Origin of the sequence: Streptomyces coerulescens (assembly GCF_042657965.1) — a bacterium.
Lineage (GTDB): Bacteria > Actinomycetota > Actinomycetes > Streptomycetales > Streptomycetaceae > Streptomyces > Streptomyces coerulescens.
Genome location: NZ_JBHSKM010000008.1, coordinates 513,997 through 532,906, shown reverse-complemented (window position 1 = coordinate 532,906; position 18,910 = coordinate 513,997). Strand labels below are relative to the sequence as shown.

The following is an 18,910-nucleotide window of genomic DNA, read 5'->3' as shown; positions in this document are numbered from 1 at the left end:
GAAGCCGGGCGCCCGGGGCGCAGTGTCTTTTTGAACCCACAGATTTCGAGAGGGCTCCCGCTGTCATGGCGAAGATCCTGAAGTTCGACGAGGACGCCCGTCGCGCCCTCGAGCGCGGCGTCAACAAGCTGGCCGACACGGTCAAGGTGACGATCGGCCCCAAGGGCCGCAACGTCGTCATCGACAAGAAGTTCGGCGCGCCCACCATCACCAACGACGGTGTCACGATCGCCCGTGAGGTCGAGGTCGAGGACCCGTACGAGAACCTCGGCGCCCAGCTGGTGAAGGAGGTGGCGACCAAGACCAACGACATCGCCGGTGACGGCACCACCACCGCCACCGTGCTGGCCCAGGCGCTGGTCCGTGAGGGCCTGAAGAACGTCGCCGCGGGTGCCTCCCCGGCCGCGCTCAAGAAGGGCATCGACGCGGCCGTGGCCGCCGTCTCCGAGGACCTCCTGGCTTCCGCCCGCCCGATCGACGAGAAGTCCGACATCGCCGCGGTCGCCGCGCTGTCCGCCCAGGACCAGCAGGTCGGCGAGCTCATCGCCGAGGCGATGGACAAGGTCGGCAAGGACGGTGTCATCACCGTCGAGGAGTCCAACACCTTCGGTCTGGAGCTGGACTTCACCGAGGGCATGGCCTTCGACAAGGGCTACCTGTCGCCGTACTTCGTGACGGACCAGGAGCGCATGGAGGCGGTCCTGGAGGACCCCTACATCCTCATCAACCAGGGCAAGATCTCCTCCATCGCGGACCTGCTGCCGCTGCTGGAGAAGGTCATCCAGGCCGGTGCCTCCAAGCCGCTGCTGATCATCGCCGAGGACGTCGACGGCGAGGCGCTGTCGACCCTGGTCGTCAACAAGATCCGCGGCACTTTCAACGCGGTCGCGGTCAAGGCCCCCGGCTTCGGTGACCGCCGCAAGGCGATGCTGCAGGACATGGCGACCCTCACCGGTGCCACGGTCATCTCCGAGGAGGTCGGCCTCAAGCTCGACCAGGTCGGCCTGGACGTCCTGGGCTCCGCCCGCCGCATCACCGTCACCAAGGACGACACCACGATCGTCGACGGCGCCGGCAAGTCCGAGGACGTCCAGGGCCGCGTCGCCCAGATCAAGTCCGAGATCGAGAACACCGACTCCGACTGGGACCGCGAGAAGCTCCAGGAGCGCCTCGCGAAGCTGGCCGGCGGCGTGTGCGTGATCAAGGTCGGCGCCGCCACCGAGGTGGAGCTGAAGGAGAAGAAGCACCGTCTGGAGGACGCCATCTCCGCGACCCGCGCCGCGGTCGAGGAGGGCATCGTCTCCGGTGGTGGCTCCGCGCTGGTCCACGCCGTCAAGGTCCTCGAGGGCAACCTCGACAAGACCGGCGACGAGGCCACCGGTGTCTCCGTGGTCCGCAAGGCCGCCGTCGAGCCGCTGCGCTGGATCGCCGAGAACGCCGGCCTCGAGGGCTACGTCATCGTCTCCAAGGTGGCCGAGCTGGAGAAGGGCAACGGCTACAACGCCGCGACCGGCGAGTACGGCGACCTGGTCAAGGCCGGCGTCATCGACCCGGTCAAGGTGACCCGCTCCGCCCTGGAGAACGCCGCCTCCATCGCCTCCCTGCTTCTGACGACCGAGACCCTGGTCGTCGAGAAGAAGGAAGAGGAGGAGCCGGCGGCCGGTGGCCACGGCCACGGGCACGCCCACTGAGCACTGAGGCCCGCCTCACACGAAGAAGCCCCCGCTGCCACGGCAGTGGGGGCTTCTCCCTTCGCGGGCGTCACTGACCGAGTACCCCGAGCTGCTCCAGCAGCCCGGCCCGGTCGTACATCCAGTGTCCCTCGCAGATCCTGCCGTCCCGGAACCGCTGCCAGGTCATGCCCTGCATGGTCACGTCCTGCCCGGTCGCCGTGATCCCCAGGAACTCACCCGTGTGCCGGGCGCTCCACGTCCAGCGTGTGCACACCTGGTCGTCCTGGGCCAGCTGGTCGTCGATCCGGAACGCGAAGTCGAAGGCGGCACGCCATCCGGCGTACTGCTCCCGGATCCCCTCGACGCCGTGCACCGGCTCCGGATACGACGGATCGTGATCCACGTAGTCGTCGGTGAGATGCCCCCCGATGGCCTCCGGCGCCATCCTCCCCATGTCCTCGAAGAAGCTCCGCGCGGCCAGGCAGTTCAGCTGCTCGTCCCGCACGACGTCGAGATCGGTGAACGTCGGCGTCTCGTCGCAGAGCGCGACCATCTCCTGGAAGATCCGGTCGGTCTCGGGAAGGTTCGAGTTGCGCATCGCGTCCTCGTACGACGCGAACTCCACGATCTCGATGAAGTGTCCCGAGTCGGAGCGGTCCTTCCCGATGACGTCGTGCGTCGCCGTCCGCTTCCCCTTGGTCTGCTCGACCCACCTGTCCATCAGCCGGTTCATCTCGTCGAACCGACTGGTCCTGCAATCGATCAGCTGCACGAAGGTCATGACGTCGTCGCCTCCCGGTACCCCTGGGTGCGGCCGGACACCACCATTGTCCTCGCCCGCGCCGCCCTGTGCCTGTCGGCGCTTTGGCATCATGAGCGCATGCGCTGGTGGGGGAAACAGCGGTCGGTGGCCGCGGGGCAGGACATCGGGCTCGCCGTCACCGGCGACCACAACCGCATCCTGCTCGCCTCGCCGGTGCGCTCCGCCTACTGGGAGCAGGTACGGCGGATCGCCCCGCCGCAACTGGTCGGCAGGGACGACGAGTTGGCGGCACTCGCCGACTTCTGCACCGCCGAATCCGGTCCGGTCTACGCCTGGTGGCGGGCACCGGCGTGGGCGGGGAAGACGGCCCTGATGTCGCGGTTCGCACTGAACCCGCCGCCGGGAGCCCGCATCGTTCCCTTCTTCGTCACGGCCCGCCTCGGCGCCCAGAACGACGTCGTGGCGTACGTCGACGTCGTACTGGAGCAGCTGGCGGAGCTGGCCGGCGAGGACCTCCCCGCCCATCTGACCGAGGCGACCCGCGAAGCCCACCTCCTGCATCTGTACGGGGCGGCCGCGCGGGCCTGCGCGGCGCACGGCGAGCGCTTGATCCTGCTCCTCGACGGCCTCGACGAGGACCGCGGCGTGACCACAGGGCCCGATGCCCACAGCATCGCCGCCCTGCTGCCGGCCCGCCCGGACGCGGGCATGCGCGTCCTGGTCGCGGGCCGCCTGAACCCGCCGCTCCCCGGCGACGTACCCGACAACCATCCGCTGCGCGATCCCGCGATCGTGCGCACCCTGTCCCCGTCGCCGTACGCCCGCGCCGTCCGCACCGAGGCGGAACGGGAACTGAAGCGGCTGATCGAGGCCGGCGGCCTGGAGTACGACCTGCTGGGGCTGGTGACGGCGGCGGGCGGTGGCCTGACCGCCGAGGACCTGGCCGCGCTGACCGGGGCGGTGCCCTACGACGTACGGGATGTGCTGCGCACCCGGGCGGGGCGCACCTTCGGAGTCCGGGCGAGCGTCTATCTGCTGGGCCACGAGGAACTCCAGTCCCAGGCCGAGGAGATGCTGGGTGCGCGGGAACTCGACCGGTACCGGGGAGAGCTGCACGCGTGGGCCGAGGAGTGGCGGGCGCGGGGCTGGCCGGCGGACACACCGGAGTACCTGCTGCGCGGGTACTTCCGGATGCTGCGGGGCCGGCGGGATCTGCCGCGCATGGTCGGCTGTGCCGTGGACGAGACACGGCACGACCGCATGCTCGAGGCCACCGGAGGCGATGCGGCGGCGCTGACCGAGATCCGGACCACCGAGGATCTGCTGGTCGAGTCGGGGACGCCCGATCTCCTTGACGTCACCCGGCTCGCGCTGCGGCGTGAGGAGCTGGAGGGCCGTAACGACCTCCTGACCAGGGCGTTGCCCCGGGCGTGGGCAGCTCTCGGGCGCACCCGTCGGGCGGAGGCGCTGGCGCGCAGCATCCCTGATCCGGGCGAGCGGGTGCACGCGCTGGTCGATGTCGCCGGGGAACTCGCGAACCACGGTGACGCGGACGGCGCCGTGCGGCTCCTGGAGGAGGCGGAGGCCGAGGCCGGGCCCGGCGGCCGGGTCGAGGAGCGCGACCGGCGATGGGTGCTGACGGACACGTTCCGCGGTTGGCTCCACCTCGGGCTGCCCGACCACGCCGACGATCTCTTCCACGCGGAGCCGGAGGCGTTCTCCCTCCCGCGCGCCCATTTCGTGTGCGAACTGGCCCTGTCCTGGGCGCAGTCCGGAGATCTCGACCGGGCCGAGGCCCTGTGCCTGGCGGAGGAGGAGATCAGCGCGCGCGCCCTCGGCGCCGCCGGCGTGGCCTCCGTCTGGGTACGGCTCGACCGGCTCGACCGGGCCGAGTCACTGGCCCGCGCCGCCGGCCCCGGGGCCGAAGCACTGGTGCTGCTCTGGACCGCCCACGCACTGCGGCTGACCGGCCGGGAGGACGACGCCCGAAGGTGCTTGGCGCGTGTGGACGAGACCATGAGCGCGTCGCCCGCGCTGTGGTACCTCGTCCGGGACCTGGTGGACATGGGGGAGTACGCCAGGGCCGAGGCGGCGGCGTCGCTCCTGGAGAGCGACAAGGACCGGGCCTGGAGCCTGTGCCGGGTGGCGGGCGGGTGGGCCGGCGCCGGTGAGATCGACCGTGCCCGGGCGCTCGCCGAGCGTATCGAGCAGCCCGAACCGGGGTCCCTGGACCGGGACGTCAGAGCCGAAGCGCTGCGCGGCGTGGCGAAGGGCCTCGCGGACTCGGGGGCGTACGAGGAACTGGAGCGACTGGTCCGGGACCACCCCGACGGGGCGGAACGGGCGCGGGCCCGTGCCTCGCTGGTCGAGGTGCTGACGGCGGCCGGCGACCTCGACCGGGCCGAGGCCCTGGCACGCGAGGCACCGAACCGGATGTTCGACGGCTACCCCCTGCACGGGGTCATCGAGGCACGGGCCCTGGCGGGGGACTTCGACCGGTCACTGGAGCTGGCGCGGCTGTCCTTCGCCGCGACCGACCGCCATGATTCCGTGAAGGGCTACGAGGCGCTCCTGCGCGGTGCCGTGGCCGCCGCGGCGAACGACTCCGGCACAGCCGAGCGCGTGACGCGTCTGGTCGCAGGGGTGGAGGCCGAACTGCGCAGACCGAGCCGGGGCGGCAGTCTCAAGGCCGCGCTCTCGGTACGGATCCTCGGCCGGCAGGGCGAGACCGCCGCGGCCGAGGCCGTGCTGGCCCAGGTCGAGATCCCGGAGATCCCCGGACCCGACAGCGACGAGGCCCCGGACGACCGCGACCTGGAGTTCCGGGTGGCGGAGGTGGCCGAGGCATTGGCCTGGACGGGGCGGTTCGACGAGGCCGAAGACCTCGTGCGCCGGTTCCGCGCCGCTCCCAGGGACCGTTCCAGGGGCTTCTACTTCTACCCGGAGGAGGTCCTTGTCGAACCGCTCTGTGAGCGCGGGCAGTTCGACAGGGCGACGGCGCTGACGGAGGCGGTGTACGGCGAGACCCGCGACCGCTTGCGTACGACGATCGTCGACAGGGCGCTCCGAGCGGGGGACGCGGCGCGTGCCCGCGCACTTGTCGCCGAGTTGACCCGCGGTCAGTACCGGGCCCGTGCCCATGCCCTGCTCGTGCTGTCCTTGGCGGCCTCGGGTGACGCGGCGGGCGCGGCGCGGGCCCATGCGGACGCCGAGGGGGACTTTCAGCGGGGGACCTACGCGTCGGCGGTCGGTGATGTGCTGCGTGCTTATCTCGCGGTGGGGCAGGACGCGGCCGGTGCGCGGCTGCTGGCTCGCGTGATCGACCGCCCCCGGCACGACCCCGCGGACAGGTGGTCCGTCCTTCGGGGGATGGTGGTCATGAAGCAGTACGACCGTGCTCTGGAACTGGTGCGGACCGAGTCGGGCGACGACGGGTCCGCAAGCCGGCCGCATCTGCTCCGCGCCCTGATCGAAGCCCTGGTGAGCACCGGCGAGCACACCCGAGCCGAGGAACTCGTCCGCACGGCAGAGCGGTCCGGCACCGTCCCGGGCGCCGACCGGGCCCGCTTCTGGCAGCTCCTCGCCCCCGGCACGGATCCCGCCCGCGGCCGGCTGCTTCTCGCCCGGGCTCTGCGGTACCTGTCGCTCCAGGACGTGCTGCCCACCCTGATCCGGGTCGAGCCCGGCACCGTCCCGCTGATCGTCGACGCACTGGCCGGCCGGGCGGCGGCCGGCACCCCGCCTACTGCGGCCCGTACTTCCGCCCGGTCCGGGAGCTGATCCCGCCGAGCATCCCCCGAGGCACCAACTTCGCCGCCCCCAACAGCACCTTGTACCGGGGATCCGGAATCGACACGGCCTTCCCCCGCGCCAGATCCCCCAGCGCCGCCGCCACCAGCTTGTCCGCGTCCAGCCACATCCACCCCGGAATGTTGTCCGTCCCCATTCCGGCCCGCTCATGGAATTCCGTGCGCACGAACCCGGGGCACAGCGCCATCAGCCGCACCCCGCTTCCGGCCAGATCCCGCGCCGCCCCCTGTGTGAACTGCACGATCCACGCCTTGGACGCGCCGTACGTCCCGCGCGGTACGAAGGCGGCGACCGACGCGACGTTGACGACGCCGCCGCGCCCGCGCTCCCGCATCGCCTCGGCCGCCGCCGATGTCAGGCGCAGCACCGCCTCGCAGTGCACCTTGAGCATCTTCAGCTCGTCGGCCATGGAGACGTCGAGGTAGCGGCCCTTGTTGCCGAAGCCGGCGTTGTTGATCAGCAGGTCGACGGGGTTGCGGCGGTCGCCGAGGCGGGCGGCGACCTTCTCGATGCCGGTGTCCTCGGCGAGGTCGGCGGTCAGCACCTCGGCCTCGATGCCGTGCCGGTCGTGCAGTTCGGTCGCCTGCTCGCGCAGCCGCTTGGTGTCCCGGGCCACCAGGACGAGGTCGTGCCCGTCGGCGGCCAGCCGCCGTGCGAACGCGGCGCCGATACCCGCGGTCGATCCCGTAATCAATGCCGTTGTCATGGCGCAAGATTAGTGACCCGGACCACGTGCATCCGTTTGCTGCACAGGCCCTCCCGATCGGTGAAGCCCGGACGAAGACGGCCGTCGAGAGGACCTGTCGGCGGATGCGTGACCGTGAGGTCGCGGGCCATTGAATGACATACCGTCAGGCGCCGTGCTGTGCCACGTACTTGTGCGCCGCCTCCAGCGACTCCGGGTGCAGCGCCTCGCCGGCCGCCAGCAGTCGCGGCAGCAGCCCCCGCTCCGTCGTCACCGCCCGGAACTGAAGAGTCACCGTCACGTCATGGTCGGGACGGTGCACGATCTCCACCGCGTCGCCCGCCCGGATCTCACCCGGCTCGATCACCCGCAGATACGCGCCGGGCGCACCCTTGGCCATGAACCGCTTCACCCACTGTCGCTCACCCACATGGCCCTGGAAGGTGCGACAGGGAATCCGGCCGCTGGTGACCTCCAGCACCACCTCGGACCCGATCCGCCAGCGCTCCCCGATCAGGGCGCCGGACACGTCAAGGCCCGATGTCGTGAGGTTCTCGCCGAAGACGCCGTTCGCCAGCGGGCGCCCCAGCTCGCGCTCCCAGTCGTCGAGGTCCTCGCGCGCGACCGCGTACACGGCCTGGTCGTCACCGCCGTGGTGACGCAGGCTGCACACCTGGTCCCCGGCCACGCCGCTGCCCCCGGTCCCCTTGGGCCCGGGCGCCGCCACCCGCACCGGCCCCTCCACCGGCTGCTTGTCGATCCCGGTCACGCCTTCGGGGTGATCGGTGTAGGGCACGTACTTCCGGTGGCCCAGGTTCACAGACAGAAGCTTCATGACCGCACGGTAAGCGACGGCGATCAAAGCGTCCACGCATAATTCCTCGCCGTGCCCAAGGCTCGCTTATACTCAGGGGGTGATCGAGGCTCGGCATCTCCGTGTGTTGCGCGCTGTCGCCGCCACCGGTTCCTTCTCCGCGGCGGGGCGCGAGCTCGGCTGCACCCAGCCCGCCGTCAGCCAGCAGATGAAGGCCCTGGAGTCGTCCGTCGGCACACCCCTGCTGGTCCGCAGCGGGCGCGAGATGCGGCTGACCCAGGCGGGTGAGGCGCTGGTGCGGCACGCCGCCGGGATCCTCTCGGGGCTCACCGCCGCCGAGGAGGAGGTCGCCGCGATCGCCGGACTGCGCGCCGGGCGGGTACGGCTCGTCTCCTTCCCCAGCGGCAGCTCCACCCTCGTCCCGACCGCCCTCGCCGCCCTGCGCGCCGCGCACCCCGGCACCCGCGTCTCGCTGGAGGAGGCGGAGCCGCCGAAGTCCGTCGAGATGCTGCGCGAGGGCGACTGCGACGTGGCACTCGCCTTCCGCTACGAGGGCGCGCCCCAGGAAGGGGAGTGGGACGACCTCGTCGTACGTCCCCTGCTGACGGACCGTCTCGTCGGCCTCGTACCGGAGCGGCACCGGCTGGCACGCGCGCGGTCCGTCTCCATCGGCGAGCTCGCGGCCGAGCCGTGGATCGCCGGGTGCCCGCGCTGCCGGGGTCAGTTGGTCGAGGTGTGCGAGGGCGCGGGCTTCACGCCCCGCATCGACTTCGCCACCGACGACTATCCGGCGGTCGTCGGCCTGGTGGGCGCCGGTCTGGGCGTGGCCGTCCTGCCGCAGCTGGCCGTCGAGTCCGTACGGCCACGGGGTGCGCGCATGCTCACGCTGGAACCGGCCGTGCGGCGGGAGATCGTCGCGCTCACGCTGAGTGATCTGGCGCAGGTGCCGGCCGTCGCGGCGACGCTGGAGCAGCTGGCGCGCGCCGCGGCCCGCTAGCGCGGCGCACGGCGAGCGGTCGCCCGCCGGCCGGCGCAGAAGGAAGGGCACGCACCCGCGTGCCCTGGTGTGCAGAAACGTTCCTTCAGGTGTGCGGACCGGCGTCGCCGCTGGTCGTCGATGCCGACACCAGCCGGTTGCGGGCCCGCCCCATGAGTTCCTCGCGCTCGTCCTCGGTCAAGCCGCCCCAGACGCCGTACGGTTCGCGTACCGCCAGCGCATGCGCCGCGCACTGCGCGCGCACCGGGCACCTCATGCAGACCTCCTTGGCCGAGTTCTCTCGAGCGCTCCGGGCCGCACCGCGCTCGCCCTCCGGATGAAAGAAGAGCGAGCTGTCCACCCCGCGGCAAGCAGCCAGCAGCTGCCAGTCCCACAGGTCCGCGTTCGGTCCGGGAAGGCGGGAGAAATCTGCCATTGCGTGACCCCTTGTAGCCGTTCTGGGCGGATACGGTGTCTACGACCGTACATCTACGATCTAAGGAGATGAAAATATGACTCATTGCGAATCTAGCTCCAAACGCCAAGAAACGGGAAGAAAAAGGGCTGAATGGGGCATGGGTTGTGATGAAACATTGTGGGTCGGCCCTGCATGTCTGCCCCGTGTCCGTCCCCTCACGTAGAGTGCCGAAGACGGCGCATGCCCCCGTAACTCTTTCGAGTGACCGTCGTTGAGAGGGCGGAGGCGGTTGAAGCAACAAGCGCTCGGGCAGGCGTCCGAGACGGTCGACCGCACAGGTGACGATTTCGTACCAGCCTGGAGGCTCAAGGTGACGTGCATCAGCTGCGGAGGGCGGCCATGACATCCGTCCTCGTCTGCGACGACTCCCCGCTTGCCCGAGAGGCGCTCCGCCGCGCGGTCGCGACCGTGCCCGGCGTCGAGCGCGTGACGACCGCGGCCAACGGCGAGGAAGTCCTCCGCCGCTGGGGCGCGGACCGTTCGGACCTGATCCTGATGGACGTACGCATGCCCGGACTGGGCGGCGTAGAGACCGTGCGGCGGCTGCTGTCCGCCGACCCCGGCGCGCGCATCATCATGCTCACGGTCGCCGAGGACCTGGACGGCGTGGCCCTCGCGGTCGCCGCCGGGGCGCGCGGCTATCTGCACAAGGACGCCTCGCGCGCCGAGTTGCGGGCCACGGTGACCCAGGCGCTGGCCGACCCGACCTGGCGTCTTGCCCCGCGCCGACTGCGCTCCGCAGAGATGGGCGCCGCGCCCACGCTCACGGCGCGTGAGATCCAGGTGCTCGAAGGCATGAGCCACGGCCGCTCCAACGCGGAGATCGGGCGGGAGCTGTTCCTGTCCGAGGACACCGTGAAGACGCACGCCCGGCGACTGTTCAAGAAGCTCGGCGCCTCGGACCGGGCACACGCCGTGGCGCTCGGCTTCCGGTGGGGTCTGGTTCGCTAAGAGCTCGGTCCATCGGTCCGTTGCCGTGTGCGGGTCGTTTGTGGCTGGTCGCGCAGTTCCCCGCGCCCCTTTGGGGGCGCGGCTGCGGGGTCGGTCAAGGGGTCCTGTCGGTGCCCGCTGCTCGTTTCGGCGCGGATGCCGCATCCTTGAGGTGTGGAGTCTCTCGGGGACGAGTCGGTCGAGCGGAAGGGGAGGGCGCAGGGGATGAGTTCCGGCGCACCTGCTCATAACGCTTCGGTGCACAACATCGGGCGCGATGCCACGGAGCACACGGCCGCAAGGCACGATGGACCGATGCGCGACGACGAGGCGGCCAAAGCCGCAGGGGCGATCGGTGCACTCGTCCATCGCGCCGTGGACGGGGACGAGCAGGCCACGCACGATCTGCTCGCGCATGTCCACCCCCTGGCCCTGCGCTACTGCCGCACCAGGCTGTCCCGCCTCCCGGGCGACGCCCGGCACTTCGTCGAGGACCTCGCCCAGGAGGTCTGTGTCGCGGTCCTCCTCGCGCTGCCGCGCTACCGGGACACCGGACGTCCCTTCGAGGCGTTCGTCTTCGCCATCGCCGCACACAAGGTCGCCGACCTGCAGCGGGCGGCGATGCGGCACCCGGGTTCCACCGCGGTCCCCTCGGACGAGATGCCCGAGCGCCCGGACGACTCCCTCGGCCCGGAGGAGCGGGCGCTGCTCAGCAGCGACGCCGAGTGGGCCAAGAAGCTGCTGGCCAACCTGCCCGAGAACCAGCGCGAGCTATTGCTGCTGCGGATCGCCGTGGGGTTGACCGCGGAGGAGACCGGACAGATGTTGGGAATGTCACCCGGAGCAGTCCGGGTGGCGCAGCACCGGGCCCTGAGCCGGCTGCGCGCGCTCGCCGAGCAGTAGTGCTCCCCTGGGCGCGCCCCGAAATGAACGGGCTCCCCTTCGATTCCGTACGAACATACGAAGCCCGGAGCCATACAGAACCGTGGAATTTGCTGGCCACGCTTCCCGTTAGCATGGACATCCGCACCGATCAAGGCCATTTGGGGAAGGTGTCATGACTGCCAACGTCGACGGAGTGCCCGGTAAATTCGCGACTCTCGGGCTGACCTACGACGACGTGCTGCTGCTGCCGGGCTCGTCGGACATGGCACCGGACGAGATCGACACCGCCTCGTACGTCTCCAAGAACGTGCGGGTCAGCATCCCGCTGCTGTCCGCCGCCATGGACAAGGTCACCGAGTCGCGCATGGCGATCGCGATGGCCCGCCAGGGCGGCGTCGGCGTTCTGCACCGCAACCTCTCCATCGAGGACCAGGCCAACCAGGTCGACCTGGTGAAGCGCTCCGAGTCCGGCATGGTGGCCAACCCGATCACCATCCACCCGGACGCCACGCTCGCCGAGGCCGACGCGATGTGCGCCAAGTTCCGCATCAGCGGCATCCCCGTCACCGACCCGGCCGGCAAGCTGCTGGGCATCGTCACCAACCGTGACATGGCCTTCGAGAGCGACCGCAGCCGCCGGGTGCGCGAGGTCATGACGCCGATGCCGCTGGTCACCGGCAAGGTGGGCATCTCCGGCGTCGAGGCCATCGAGCTGCTGCGCAAGCACAAGATCGAGAAGCTGCCGCTGGTCGACGACCACGGCGTCCTCAAGGGCCTGATCACCGTCAAGGACTTCGTCAAGGCGGAGAAGTACCCGAACGCCGCGAAGGACGCCGAGGGCCGTCTGATCGTCGGTGCCGCGGTCGGTGTCGCCGGTGACTCCTTCGAGCGCGCCCAGGCGCTGATCGAGGCGGGCGTCGACTTCATCGTCGTCGACACCGCGCACGGCCACTCCCGCCTGGTCGGCGACATGGTCGCCAAGATCAAGTCGAACTCCTCCGGCGTCGACGTCATCGGCGGCAACATCGCCACCAAGGACGGCGCCCAGGCGCTCATCGACTCCGGCGTGGACGGCATCAAGGTCGGCGTCGGCCCCGGCTCCATCTGTACGACCCGAGTGGTCGCCGGCATCGGTGTCCCGCAGGTCACCGCCATCTACGAGGCCTCCCTCGCCGCCAAGGCGGCCGGCGTCCCGGTCATCGGCGACGGCGGTCTGCAGTACTCCGGCGACATCGCCAAGGCCCTGGTCGCGGGCGCCGACACCGTGATGCTCGGCTCGCTGCTCGCGGGCTGCGAGGAGTCCCCGGGCGAGCTGCTGTTCATCAACGGCAAGCAGTTCAAGTCGTACCGCGGCATGGGCTCGCTCGGCGCCATGCAGACCCGCGGCGACCGCAAGTCGTTCTCCAAGGACCGCTACTTCCAGGAGGGCGTCGCCTCCGACGAGCAGCTGATCCCCGAGGGCATCGAGGGCCAGGTGCCCTACCGCGGCCCGCTGTCCTCCGTCGTCCACCAGCTGGTCGGCGGTCTGCGCCAGTCGATGTTCTACGTCGGCGGCAGCACGGTCCCCGAGCTCCAGGACAAGGGCCAGTTCGTGCGGATCACCTCGGCGGGCCTGAAGGAGAGCCACCCGCACGACATCCAGATGACGGTCGAGGCGCCGAACTACAGCCGTAAGTAGGCAGCACGCCTTATGGGGCGGCTCCGGAAGCATCCGGGGCCGCCCTCGTCGTGCCCGTCGGCGATACTGGAAGACGCTGAACGCATCAGGGAAAGGCCACAGACGTGACTGAGATCGAGATCGGGCGCGGCAAGCGCGGCCGCCGGGCGTACGCCTTCGACGACATCGCCGTCGTCCCCAGCCGCCGTACGCGGGACCCGAAGGAGGTCTCGATCGCCTGGCAGATCGACGCCTACCGCTTCGAGCTGCCCTTCCTGGCCGCCCCCATGGACTCGGTCGTCTCCCCGGCCACCGCGATCCGCATCGGCGAGCTCGGCGGCCTCGGCGTGCTGAACCTCGAAGGACTGTGGACGCGGTACGAGGACCCGCAGCCGCTGCTCGACGAGATCGCCCAGCTGCCCACCGAGGCCGCCACGCGCCGCCTCCAGGAGGTCTACGCCGCTCCCATCAAGGAGGAGCTGATCGGGCAGCGCATCAAGGAGGTGCGCGACTCGGGCGTGGTCACGGCCGCCGCGCTCTCCCCGCAGCGCACGGCCCAGTTCTCCAAGGCGGTCGTCGACGCCGGCGTGGACATCTTCGTCATCCGCGGCACGACGGTCTCCGCCGAGCATGTCTCGTCCTCGCACGAGCCGCTGAACCTGAAGCAGTTCATCTACGAACTCGACGTCCCCGTGATCGTCGGCGGCTGCGCCACGTACACCGCCGCCCTGCACCTGATGCGGACCGGCGCGGCGGGCGTCCTGGTCGGCTTCGGCGGCGGCGCCGCGCACACCACGCGCAATGTCCTGGGCATCCGTGTCCCGATGGCGACGGCGGTGGCCGACGTGGCCGCGGCCCGCCGTGACTACATGGACGAGTCCGGCGGCCGGTACGTCCACGTGATCGCCGACGGCGGCGTCGGCTGGTCCGGCGATCTTCCCAAGGCGATCGCCTGCGGCGCCGACGCCGTGATGATGGGCTCCCCGCTGGCCCGCGCCACGGACGCCCCGGGCAAGGGGAACCACTGGGGCATGGAGGCGGTCAACGAAGATCTGCCGCGCGGCAAGAAGGTCGACCTGGGCACGGTCGGCACCATCGAGGAGGTGCTGACGGGCCCGTCGCACACCCCCGACGGCTCGATGAACTTCTTCGGCGCCCTGCGTCGTGCCATGGCCACGACCGGCTACAGCGAACTGAAGGAGTTCCAGCGGGTCGAGGTGACGGTCGCGGACTCGCAGCACACGCGGTAGTCCCTACGACGCCTTCGTCGAGGAAGGGCCGGTCACCCCGGGTGGGGTGACCGGCCCTTTGTGTACCCAAGTGGGGCTGAGTGGGGGCGCGTTGGGCGGGTGGGGGCGCATGGTTGTGTTTCGGGCGAATGCGGGCTGAATGGGTGAGCGCAGTCGGTAATGTCGGTGATCGGCGACCCAAGCTCTCTGGGGCGCCCCCTTCCAAGGAGATGTTCCGGACCCCGGCCCTCGGACCCCGGCCCGAGCTCCGGACGCACCGCCTACCGGGTCTATGGGCGGCATCGTGGAAGGGGGCGCGCCCATGGGCCGTCACCGCAAGCCCATCCGCTGGGATCGCACTTGGCTTCGGCTGGTGAAGTTCCGGTGGAGGTGCATCTTGTGGATTTACGGCTGGTGAGCGGCCGCCCCTATAGAGACTAGGGGCGGACACCCGTGAATCAGCTCGGAGCCCGCTGCAGCACCCACTGCGGTGGGCTCCACCTCTCCATACGGTACCGGCGCGGAATTTCCCACGCCACCAACCCCGGAGGCTCGCGCACCCCGTGCGCCCCCTTCACAACCGATGCGCCGCCCCCGTAGGCGCTGCCCCCCGCGTATCGAGCAATAGCTGCGCCTTCACCGACAGCCCCTGAAGGTCGTACGTCCGATGCTGCTGGAGCAGGATCGTCAGATCGGCCTCCGCGACGGCCTCGTACAGGGCGTCCGCGCGCGGGACCGGGCGGTCCAGGACGCTCCAGGAGGCGATGTAGGGGTCGTGGTAGCTGATGGACCCGCCCAGCTCCAGCAGCCGGGTGGCGACCTCCTGTGCGGGGGTGGACTGCTGGTCGGCGAGGTCGGGCTTGTAGGTGACGCCGAGCAGGAGGATGCGGGCGCCGCGGGCGGACTTGCCGTGCTCGTTGAGGAGGGCGGCGGCGCGCTGGACGACGTAGCGGGGCATCTGGCTGTTGACCTGCTGGGCCAGTCCGACCATGCGCAGGGTGCGGCCGGCGGGGCCTGCGAGGTCCTGCGGGACGGCGTGGCCGCCGACGCCGGGGCCGGGGCGGAAGGCCTGGAAGCCGAACGGCTTGGTCTCCGCGCAGCGGATGACGTCCCACAGGTCGACGCCCAAGTCATGGCAGAGGACGGCCATTTCATTGACGAGGGCGATGTTGACGTGCCGGAAATTGGTCTCCAGGACCTGCACGGTCTCCGCCTCGCGCGTGCCACGCGCGCGTACCACCTTGTCGGTGAGACGGCCGTAGAAGGCGGCCGCCGACTCGGTGCACGCGGGTGTGAGCCCACCGATGACCTGGGGCGTGTTGGCGGGCGAGAAGTGTCGGTTGCCGGGGTCGACGCGGCTGGGGGAGTACGCCAGGTGGAAGTCGCGGCCGGCGCGCATCCCCGAACCCTCTTCGAGGAGCGGACGCAGCACGTTCTCGGTGGTGCCCGGCGGCACCGGCGACTCCAGGATGACGGTGGTGTGCGGGCGCAGCTGTCCGGCCAGGGTGCGGGCGGACGCCTCCATCTGGCCCAGATCGAGCGAGCCGTCCGCGCCGCGCGGGGTCGCGGGGCAGATGACGGCGGTGCGGACCCGGCCGAGTTCGGCCGGGTTCGTGGCGTGCCGGAAGCCCCCCGAGAGCATCCGGCGCAGTTCGGCGGGACTGAGAGAGCCCGCCTCGGGCCCGGTCCGGTAGCCGAGCGTGGGGATGCCGGCGGCGACGGCGGCCTTGGCCAGCGGCAGGCCGTACGGGCCCAGTCCGATGACGGCGAGATCTGCGGGCATGGCGTGGGCCGTCCTTCCCAGTAACCGAAGCGGGGCAGTTGCGCAACCCCTGTGGACAGGACGAGGGAGCGCAATGTCAGACTAGGAGTAAATATGACCGATTTGCGGCATTGAATGATCGCGTTTCCGGGAGTGTTGTCCACAGGCCCGGGGTGAGTGGTGGCTGAAGTCGGGCAACCCGGTCAGAATTTTGGGCATGGGGGTAGGAACCAGGCTTCGCCCGACGGGTGCGGCCCACCCGACCGATGAGCGGGAGGCAGCGGTGAGGACAGCGACACTGGGGCCGGCCGAGCGCGCCGAGTCACTGGCGGCAATGGCCGAGCGCGAGCTGGACCTACTGGTCGTGGGCGGTGGTGTCGTGGGCGCGGGCACAGCGCTCGACGCGGTGACCCGCGGACTGTCCACCGGACTGGTCGAGGCCCGCGACTGGGCCTCGGGCACCTCCAGCAGGTCCAGCAAGCTCATCCACGGCGGCCTGCGCTATCTGGAGATGCTCGACTTCGTCCTCGTACGGGAAGCCCTCAAGGAACGCGGGCTGCTGCTCGAGCGGCTCGCCCCGCACCTGGTGAAACCGGTGGCGTTCCTGTACCCGCTCCAGCACAAGGGCTGGGAGCGGCTGTACGCGGGCTCGGGCGTCGCGCTCTACGACGCCATGTCGATGGCCCGCGGGCACGGGCGCGGCCTGCCCCTGCACCGCCATCTGACCCGCCGTCACGCCCTGCGTGTCGCCCCGGCCCTGCGCAAGGACGCGCTGGTCGGCGCGTTGCAGTACTACGACGCCCAGATGGACGACGCCCGCTATGTGGCCACCCTCGTGCGCACGGCGGCGGCCTACGGCGCGAAGGCCGCCAACCGCGCGCGCGTGACGGCGTTCCTGCGTGAGGGCGAGCGGGTCGTCGGGGCCCGGGTGCAGGACGTCGAGGCCGGCGGGGAGTACGAGGTCCGCGCCAAGCAGATCGTCAACGCCACCGGTGTGTGGACCGACGACACCCAGTCGATGGTGGGGGAGCGCGGGCAGTTCCACGTCCGCGCCTCCAAGGGCATCCACCTCGTCGTGCCCAAGGACCGCATCCACTCCTCGACGGGGCTGATCCTGCGCACCGAGAAGTCCGTGCTGTTCGTCATCCCCTGGGGTCGACACTGGATCGTCGGCACCACCGACACCGACTGGGACCTCGACAAGGCCCACCCGGCCGCGTCCAGCGCGGACATCGACTACCTGCTGGAACACGTCAACTCGGTGCTCGCGGTACCGCTGACCCGGGACGACGTGGAGGGCGTGTTCGCCGGACTGCGGCCCCTGCTGGCCGGCGAGTCGGACGCCACCAGCAAGCTCTCGCGCGAACACACCGTGGCACACCCCGTGCCCGGCCTGGTCGTCGTGGCCGGCGGCAAGTACACGACGTACCGCGTGATGGCCAAGGACGCGGTCGACGCGGCGGTGCACGGGCTCGACATGCGGGTCGCCGAGTGCGTCACGGAGGACATTCCACTGCTGGGGGCGGAGGGATACCGGGCCCTGTGGAACGCGCGTGCGCGGATCGCGGCGCGGACGGGCCTGCATGTGGTGCGCGTGGAACACCTGTTGAACCGGTACGGATCGCTCGCGGAGGAGGTGCTCGAACTCATCACCGCCAATCCGGCTCTGGGCGAGCCCCTCGGATCCGGCGACGACTATCTGCGCGCCGAGATCGTGTACGCCGCCTCGCACGAGGGGGCGCGCCATCTGGACGACGCGCTGACGCGGCGCACCCGGATCTCCATCGAGACGTTCGACCGTGGCACCCGGTGCGCGCGCGAGGCGGCCGAGCTGATGGCACCGGTGCTTGGCTGGGACAAGGACCACATCGAGCGCGAGGTCGAGCACTACCAGAAGCGGGTGGAGGCCGAGCGGGAGTCGCAGCGTCAGCCGGACGACCTCACGGCGGACGCGGCACGGCTGGGGGCGCCGGACATCGTGCCGCTGTAGCAGCCGAGAAGGTCGGAGAACGTCACCCGAACGGGTGGCCGGAGATGGGATCTCTGCGCGAACCTCGGCCGTTCTACCTGGTGCCAGGGCAGAACTCGGCGGCGAGCAGCCGGGGTTCGAGGCCGGGATCTGCGATCGCCGTCGTGTTCACCCGGAACGTCATGACACGACGCCCGTCGACGGTGGCCGCGGAGCGCACGTAACTGCCGGATATGCGCCCGCTGTGGCCCCATACGACGGTGCCGCAGCGCAGTTTCACGGGAAAGAGCCCCATGCCGTACAAGCCGTGTGCGGCACGGGTGTCCAGCATCTCGCGCAGCCGGGGCGGGGGCAGCAGCCGGCCGCCGAGCAGGGCGGCGTAGAAGCGGTCGAGGTCGGCGAGCGTGGTCACCAGCTCACCGGAGGCGCCGGCCACCCGCGGGTCGAGTTCGGTGACATCGGTCCCGTCGGTGGCGTAGGCACGGCCGTGCGGGGAGGGCAGCGAGGTGCGGGAACCAGGAAAGGAGGTGCCGGTCAGACCCAGCGGGGCGATGATGCGCTGCTCGGCCTCGGCGGCGTAGGAGCGGCCGGTGACCTGCTCGACGACCAGGCCGAGCAACACGTAGTTGGTGTTCGAGTAGGAGAAGTCGCCGCGGGCGGCAGGGGGGTGGGCGAGCGCTATTCGGACAGCTTGAAGCGGCGTCACGGGCAGAGCGCCCCTGGTCGCGACGGCGAAGTCGTACAGGCCGCTGGTGTGGGTCAGCAGGGAACGAAGGGTCAGCGCGCGCCCGTCGTTGCCCGCCCCGCGCACCAGGCCCGGAAGGTGCCGCTCCACCGTGTCGGACAGGGACAGCCGTCGCTCCGCGGCCAGTTGCAGGACGACGGTCGCGATGAAGGTCTTCGTCATGCTGCCGGCGCGGAAGTGGTCGGTGCGGGCTATGCCCTGACCGGCGCGGGTGTAGTGGGTGCCGGTCTCCTCGCGGGCCAGCAGGGCCGCAGCGGGGGCCTTTCCCCGGGTGACGAGCCGCGCGAGCAGGGTGTCCGTCGCCGGAGCCCCGGATGCCGACGAACTGGTCAGAGCCGGCCGGCCGGTCGGGGACAGGCCCAGGAGCGACGGGGACACGAGGCCGAGAAGCGTCAGGAGCACAGGGAGGGCCAGTAGTGTCCGAAGCAGTGGCATCACAGGTCGCGCCATGCGGGTTCCCTCCCCTCACCGCGGCTCATCATGCCGGGCGCTGTTACGCGCGGTACACCGGGCCCCGGGTGAGAGCGGGTCCGG

14 protein-coding genes are annotated in these 18,910 nt (G+C 70.8%); 8 read left to right on the top strand and 6 right to left on the bottom strand.

Annotation, left to right across the window (positions count from 1 at the left end):
- Positions 1-65: 65 nt before the first annotated feature.
- On the top strand, positions 66-1,691 hold the full coding sequence (gene groL / locus ACFPQ9_RS16645) for a chaperonin GroEL (protein ID WP_380853427.1): 1,626 nt from the start codon (positions 66-68) through the stop codon (positions 1,689-1,691).
- A gap of 70 nt (positions 1,692-1,761) precedes the next feature.
- On the opposite strand, the gene ACFPQ9_RS16640 is transcribed toward groL, so the two are convergent.
- Positions 1,762-2,454 (bottom strand): ester cyclase, encoded by a 693-nt coding sequence (locus tag ACFPQ9_RS16640; RefSeq protein WP_380853425.1) that lies wholly within the window; start codon positions 2,452-2,454, stop codon positions 1,762-1,764.
- A 99-nt stretch (positions 2,455-2,553) separates the two neighbouring features.
- Here ACFPQ9_RS16640 and ACFPQ9_RS16635 point away from each other — a divergent pair, with 99 nt between their 5' ends.
- Positions 2,554-6,216, top strand: coding sequence for a hypothetical protein (locus tag ACFPQ9_RS16635; protein ID WP_380853423.1), 3,663 nt, complete (start codon positions 2,554-2,556; stop codon positions 6,214-6,216).
- On the opposite strand, the gene ACFPQ9_RS16630 is transcribed toward ACFPQ9_RS16635, so the two are convergent.
- Together ACFPQ9_RS16630 and ACFPQ9_RS16625 are read right to left on the bottom strand one after the other, a co-directional pair.
- Positions 6,179-6,952: an SDR family NAD(P)-dependent oxidoreductase gene (locus tag ACFPQ9_RS16630; protein WP_380853421.1), complete on the bottom strand. Its 774-nt coding sequence runs from the start codon at positions 6,950-6,952 to the stop codon at positions 6,179-6,181. The two genes, ACFPQ9_RS16635 and ACFPQ9_RS16630, sit on opposite strands and share 38 nt — an antisense overlap.
- 145 nt (positions 6,953-7,097) lie before the next feature.
- Entirely contained in the window at positions 7,098-7,766 is a 669-nt protein-coding gene (locus ACFPQ9_RS16625; RefSeq protein WP_380853419.1) for an MOSC domain-containing protein, read from the bottom strand.
- 79 nt (positions 7,767-7,845) lie between these two features.
- Between ACFPQ9_RS16625 and ACFPQ9_RS16620 the strand changes: the two genes are divergently transcribed.
- Positions 7,846-8,742, top strand: a complete 897-nt coding sequence (locus ACFPQ9_RS16620; RefSeq protein WP_380853417.1) for a LysR family transcriptional regulator — start codon at positions 7,846-7,848, stop codon at positions 8,740-8,742.
- An 85-nt stretch (positions 8,743-8,827) separates the two neighbouring features.
- Here the strand turns inward: ACFPQ9_RS16620 and ACFPQ9_RS16615 are convergent, their stop codons facing one another.
- Positions 8,828-9,157, bottom strand: a complete 330-nt coding sequence (locus tag ACFPQ9_RS16615) for a WhiB family transcriptional regulator (protein ID WP_150500306.1) — start codon at positions 9,155-9,157, stop codon at positions 8,828-8,830.
- Positions 9,158-9,538: 381 nt separating this feature from the next.
- Here ACFPQ9_RS16615 and ACFPQ9_RS16610 point away from each other — a divergent pair, with 381 nt between their 5' ends.
- From ACFPQ9_RS16610 to ACFPQ9_RS16595, 4 genes are all read left to right on the top strand, one after another.
- A complete protein-coding gene (locus ACFPQ9_RS16610; protein ID WP_003948568.1) occupies positions 9,539-10,150 on the top strand; it encodes a response regulator transcription factor in 612 nt (203 codons plus the stop codon).
- A 294-nt stretch (positions 10,151-10,444) separates the two neighbouring features.
- Positions 10,445-11,032: a sigma-70 family RNA polymerase sigma factor gene (locus tag ACFPQ9_RS16605; RefSeq protein ID WP_190072542.1), complete on the top strand. Its 588-nt coding sequence runs from the start codon at positions 10,445-10,447 to the stop codon at positions 11,030-11,032.
- Positions 11,033-11,186: 154 nt separating this feature from the next.
- Entirely contained in the window at positions 11,187-12,692 is a 1,506-nt protein-coding gene (gene guaB, locus ACFPQ9_RS16600; protein ID WP_380853414.1) for an IMP dehydrogenase, read from the top strand.
- Positions 12,693-12,796: 104 nt separating this feature from the next.
- Positions 12,797-13,921 carry a GuaB3 family IMP dehydrogenase-related protein gene (locus ACFPQ9_RS16595; protein ID WP_380853412.1) on the top strand — a complete coding sequence of 375 codons (1,125 nt, stop codon included), beginning with the start codon at positions 12,797-12,799 and terminating at the stop codon, positions 13,919-13,921.
- Positions 13,922-14,474: 553 nt separating this feature from the next.
- Here ACFPQ9_RS16595 and ACFPQ9_RS16590 read toward each other — a convergent pair.
- The gene (locus ACFPQ9_RS16590) at positions 14,475-15,683 is read right to left on the bottom strand and encodes a nucleotide sugar dehydrogenase (RefSeq protein ID WP_380853410.1); all 1,209 of its coding nucleotides are present in this window, start codon (positions 15,681-15,683) and stop codon (positions 14,475-14,477) included.
- Positions 15,684-15,945: 262 nt separating this feature from the next.
- Here ACFPQ9_RS16590 and ACFPQ9_RS16585 point away from each other — a divergent pair, with 262 nt between their 5' ends.
- Positions 15,946-17,652, top strand: coding sequence for a glycerol-3-phosphate dehydrogenase/oxidase (locus tag ACFPQ9_RS16585; protein WP_380853408.1), 1,707 nt, complete (start codon positions 15,946-15,948; stop codon positions 17,650-17,652).
- Between the two features lie 73 nt (positions 17,653-17,725).
- Here the strand turns inward: ACFPQ9_RS16585 and ACFPQ9_RS16580 are convergent, their stop codons facing one another.
- Positions 17,726-18,811, bottom strand: a complete 1,086-nt coding sequence (locus ACFPQ9_RS16580; RefSeq protein WP_380853929.1) for a serine hydrolase domain-containing protein — start codon at positions 18,809-18,811, stop codon at positions 17,726-17,728.
- Positions 18,812-18,910 lie beyond the last annotated feature (99 nt).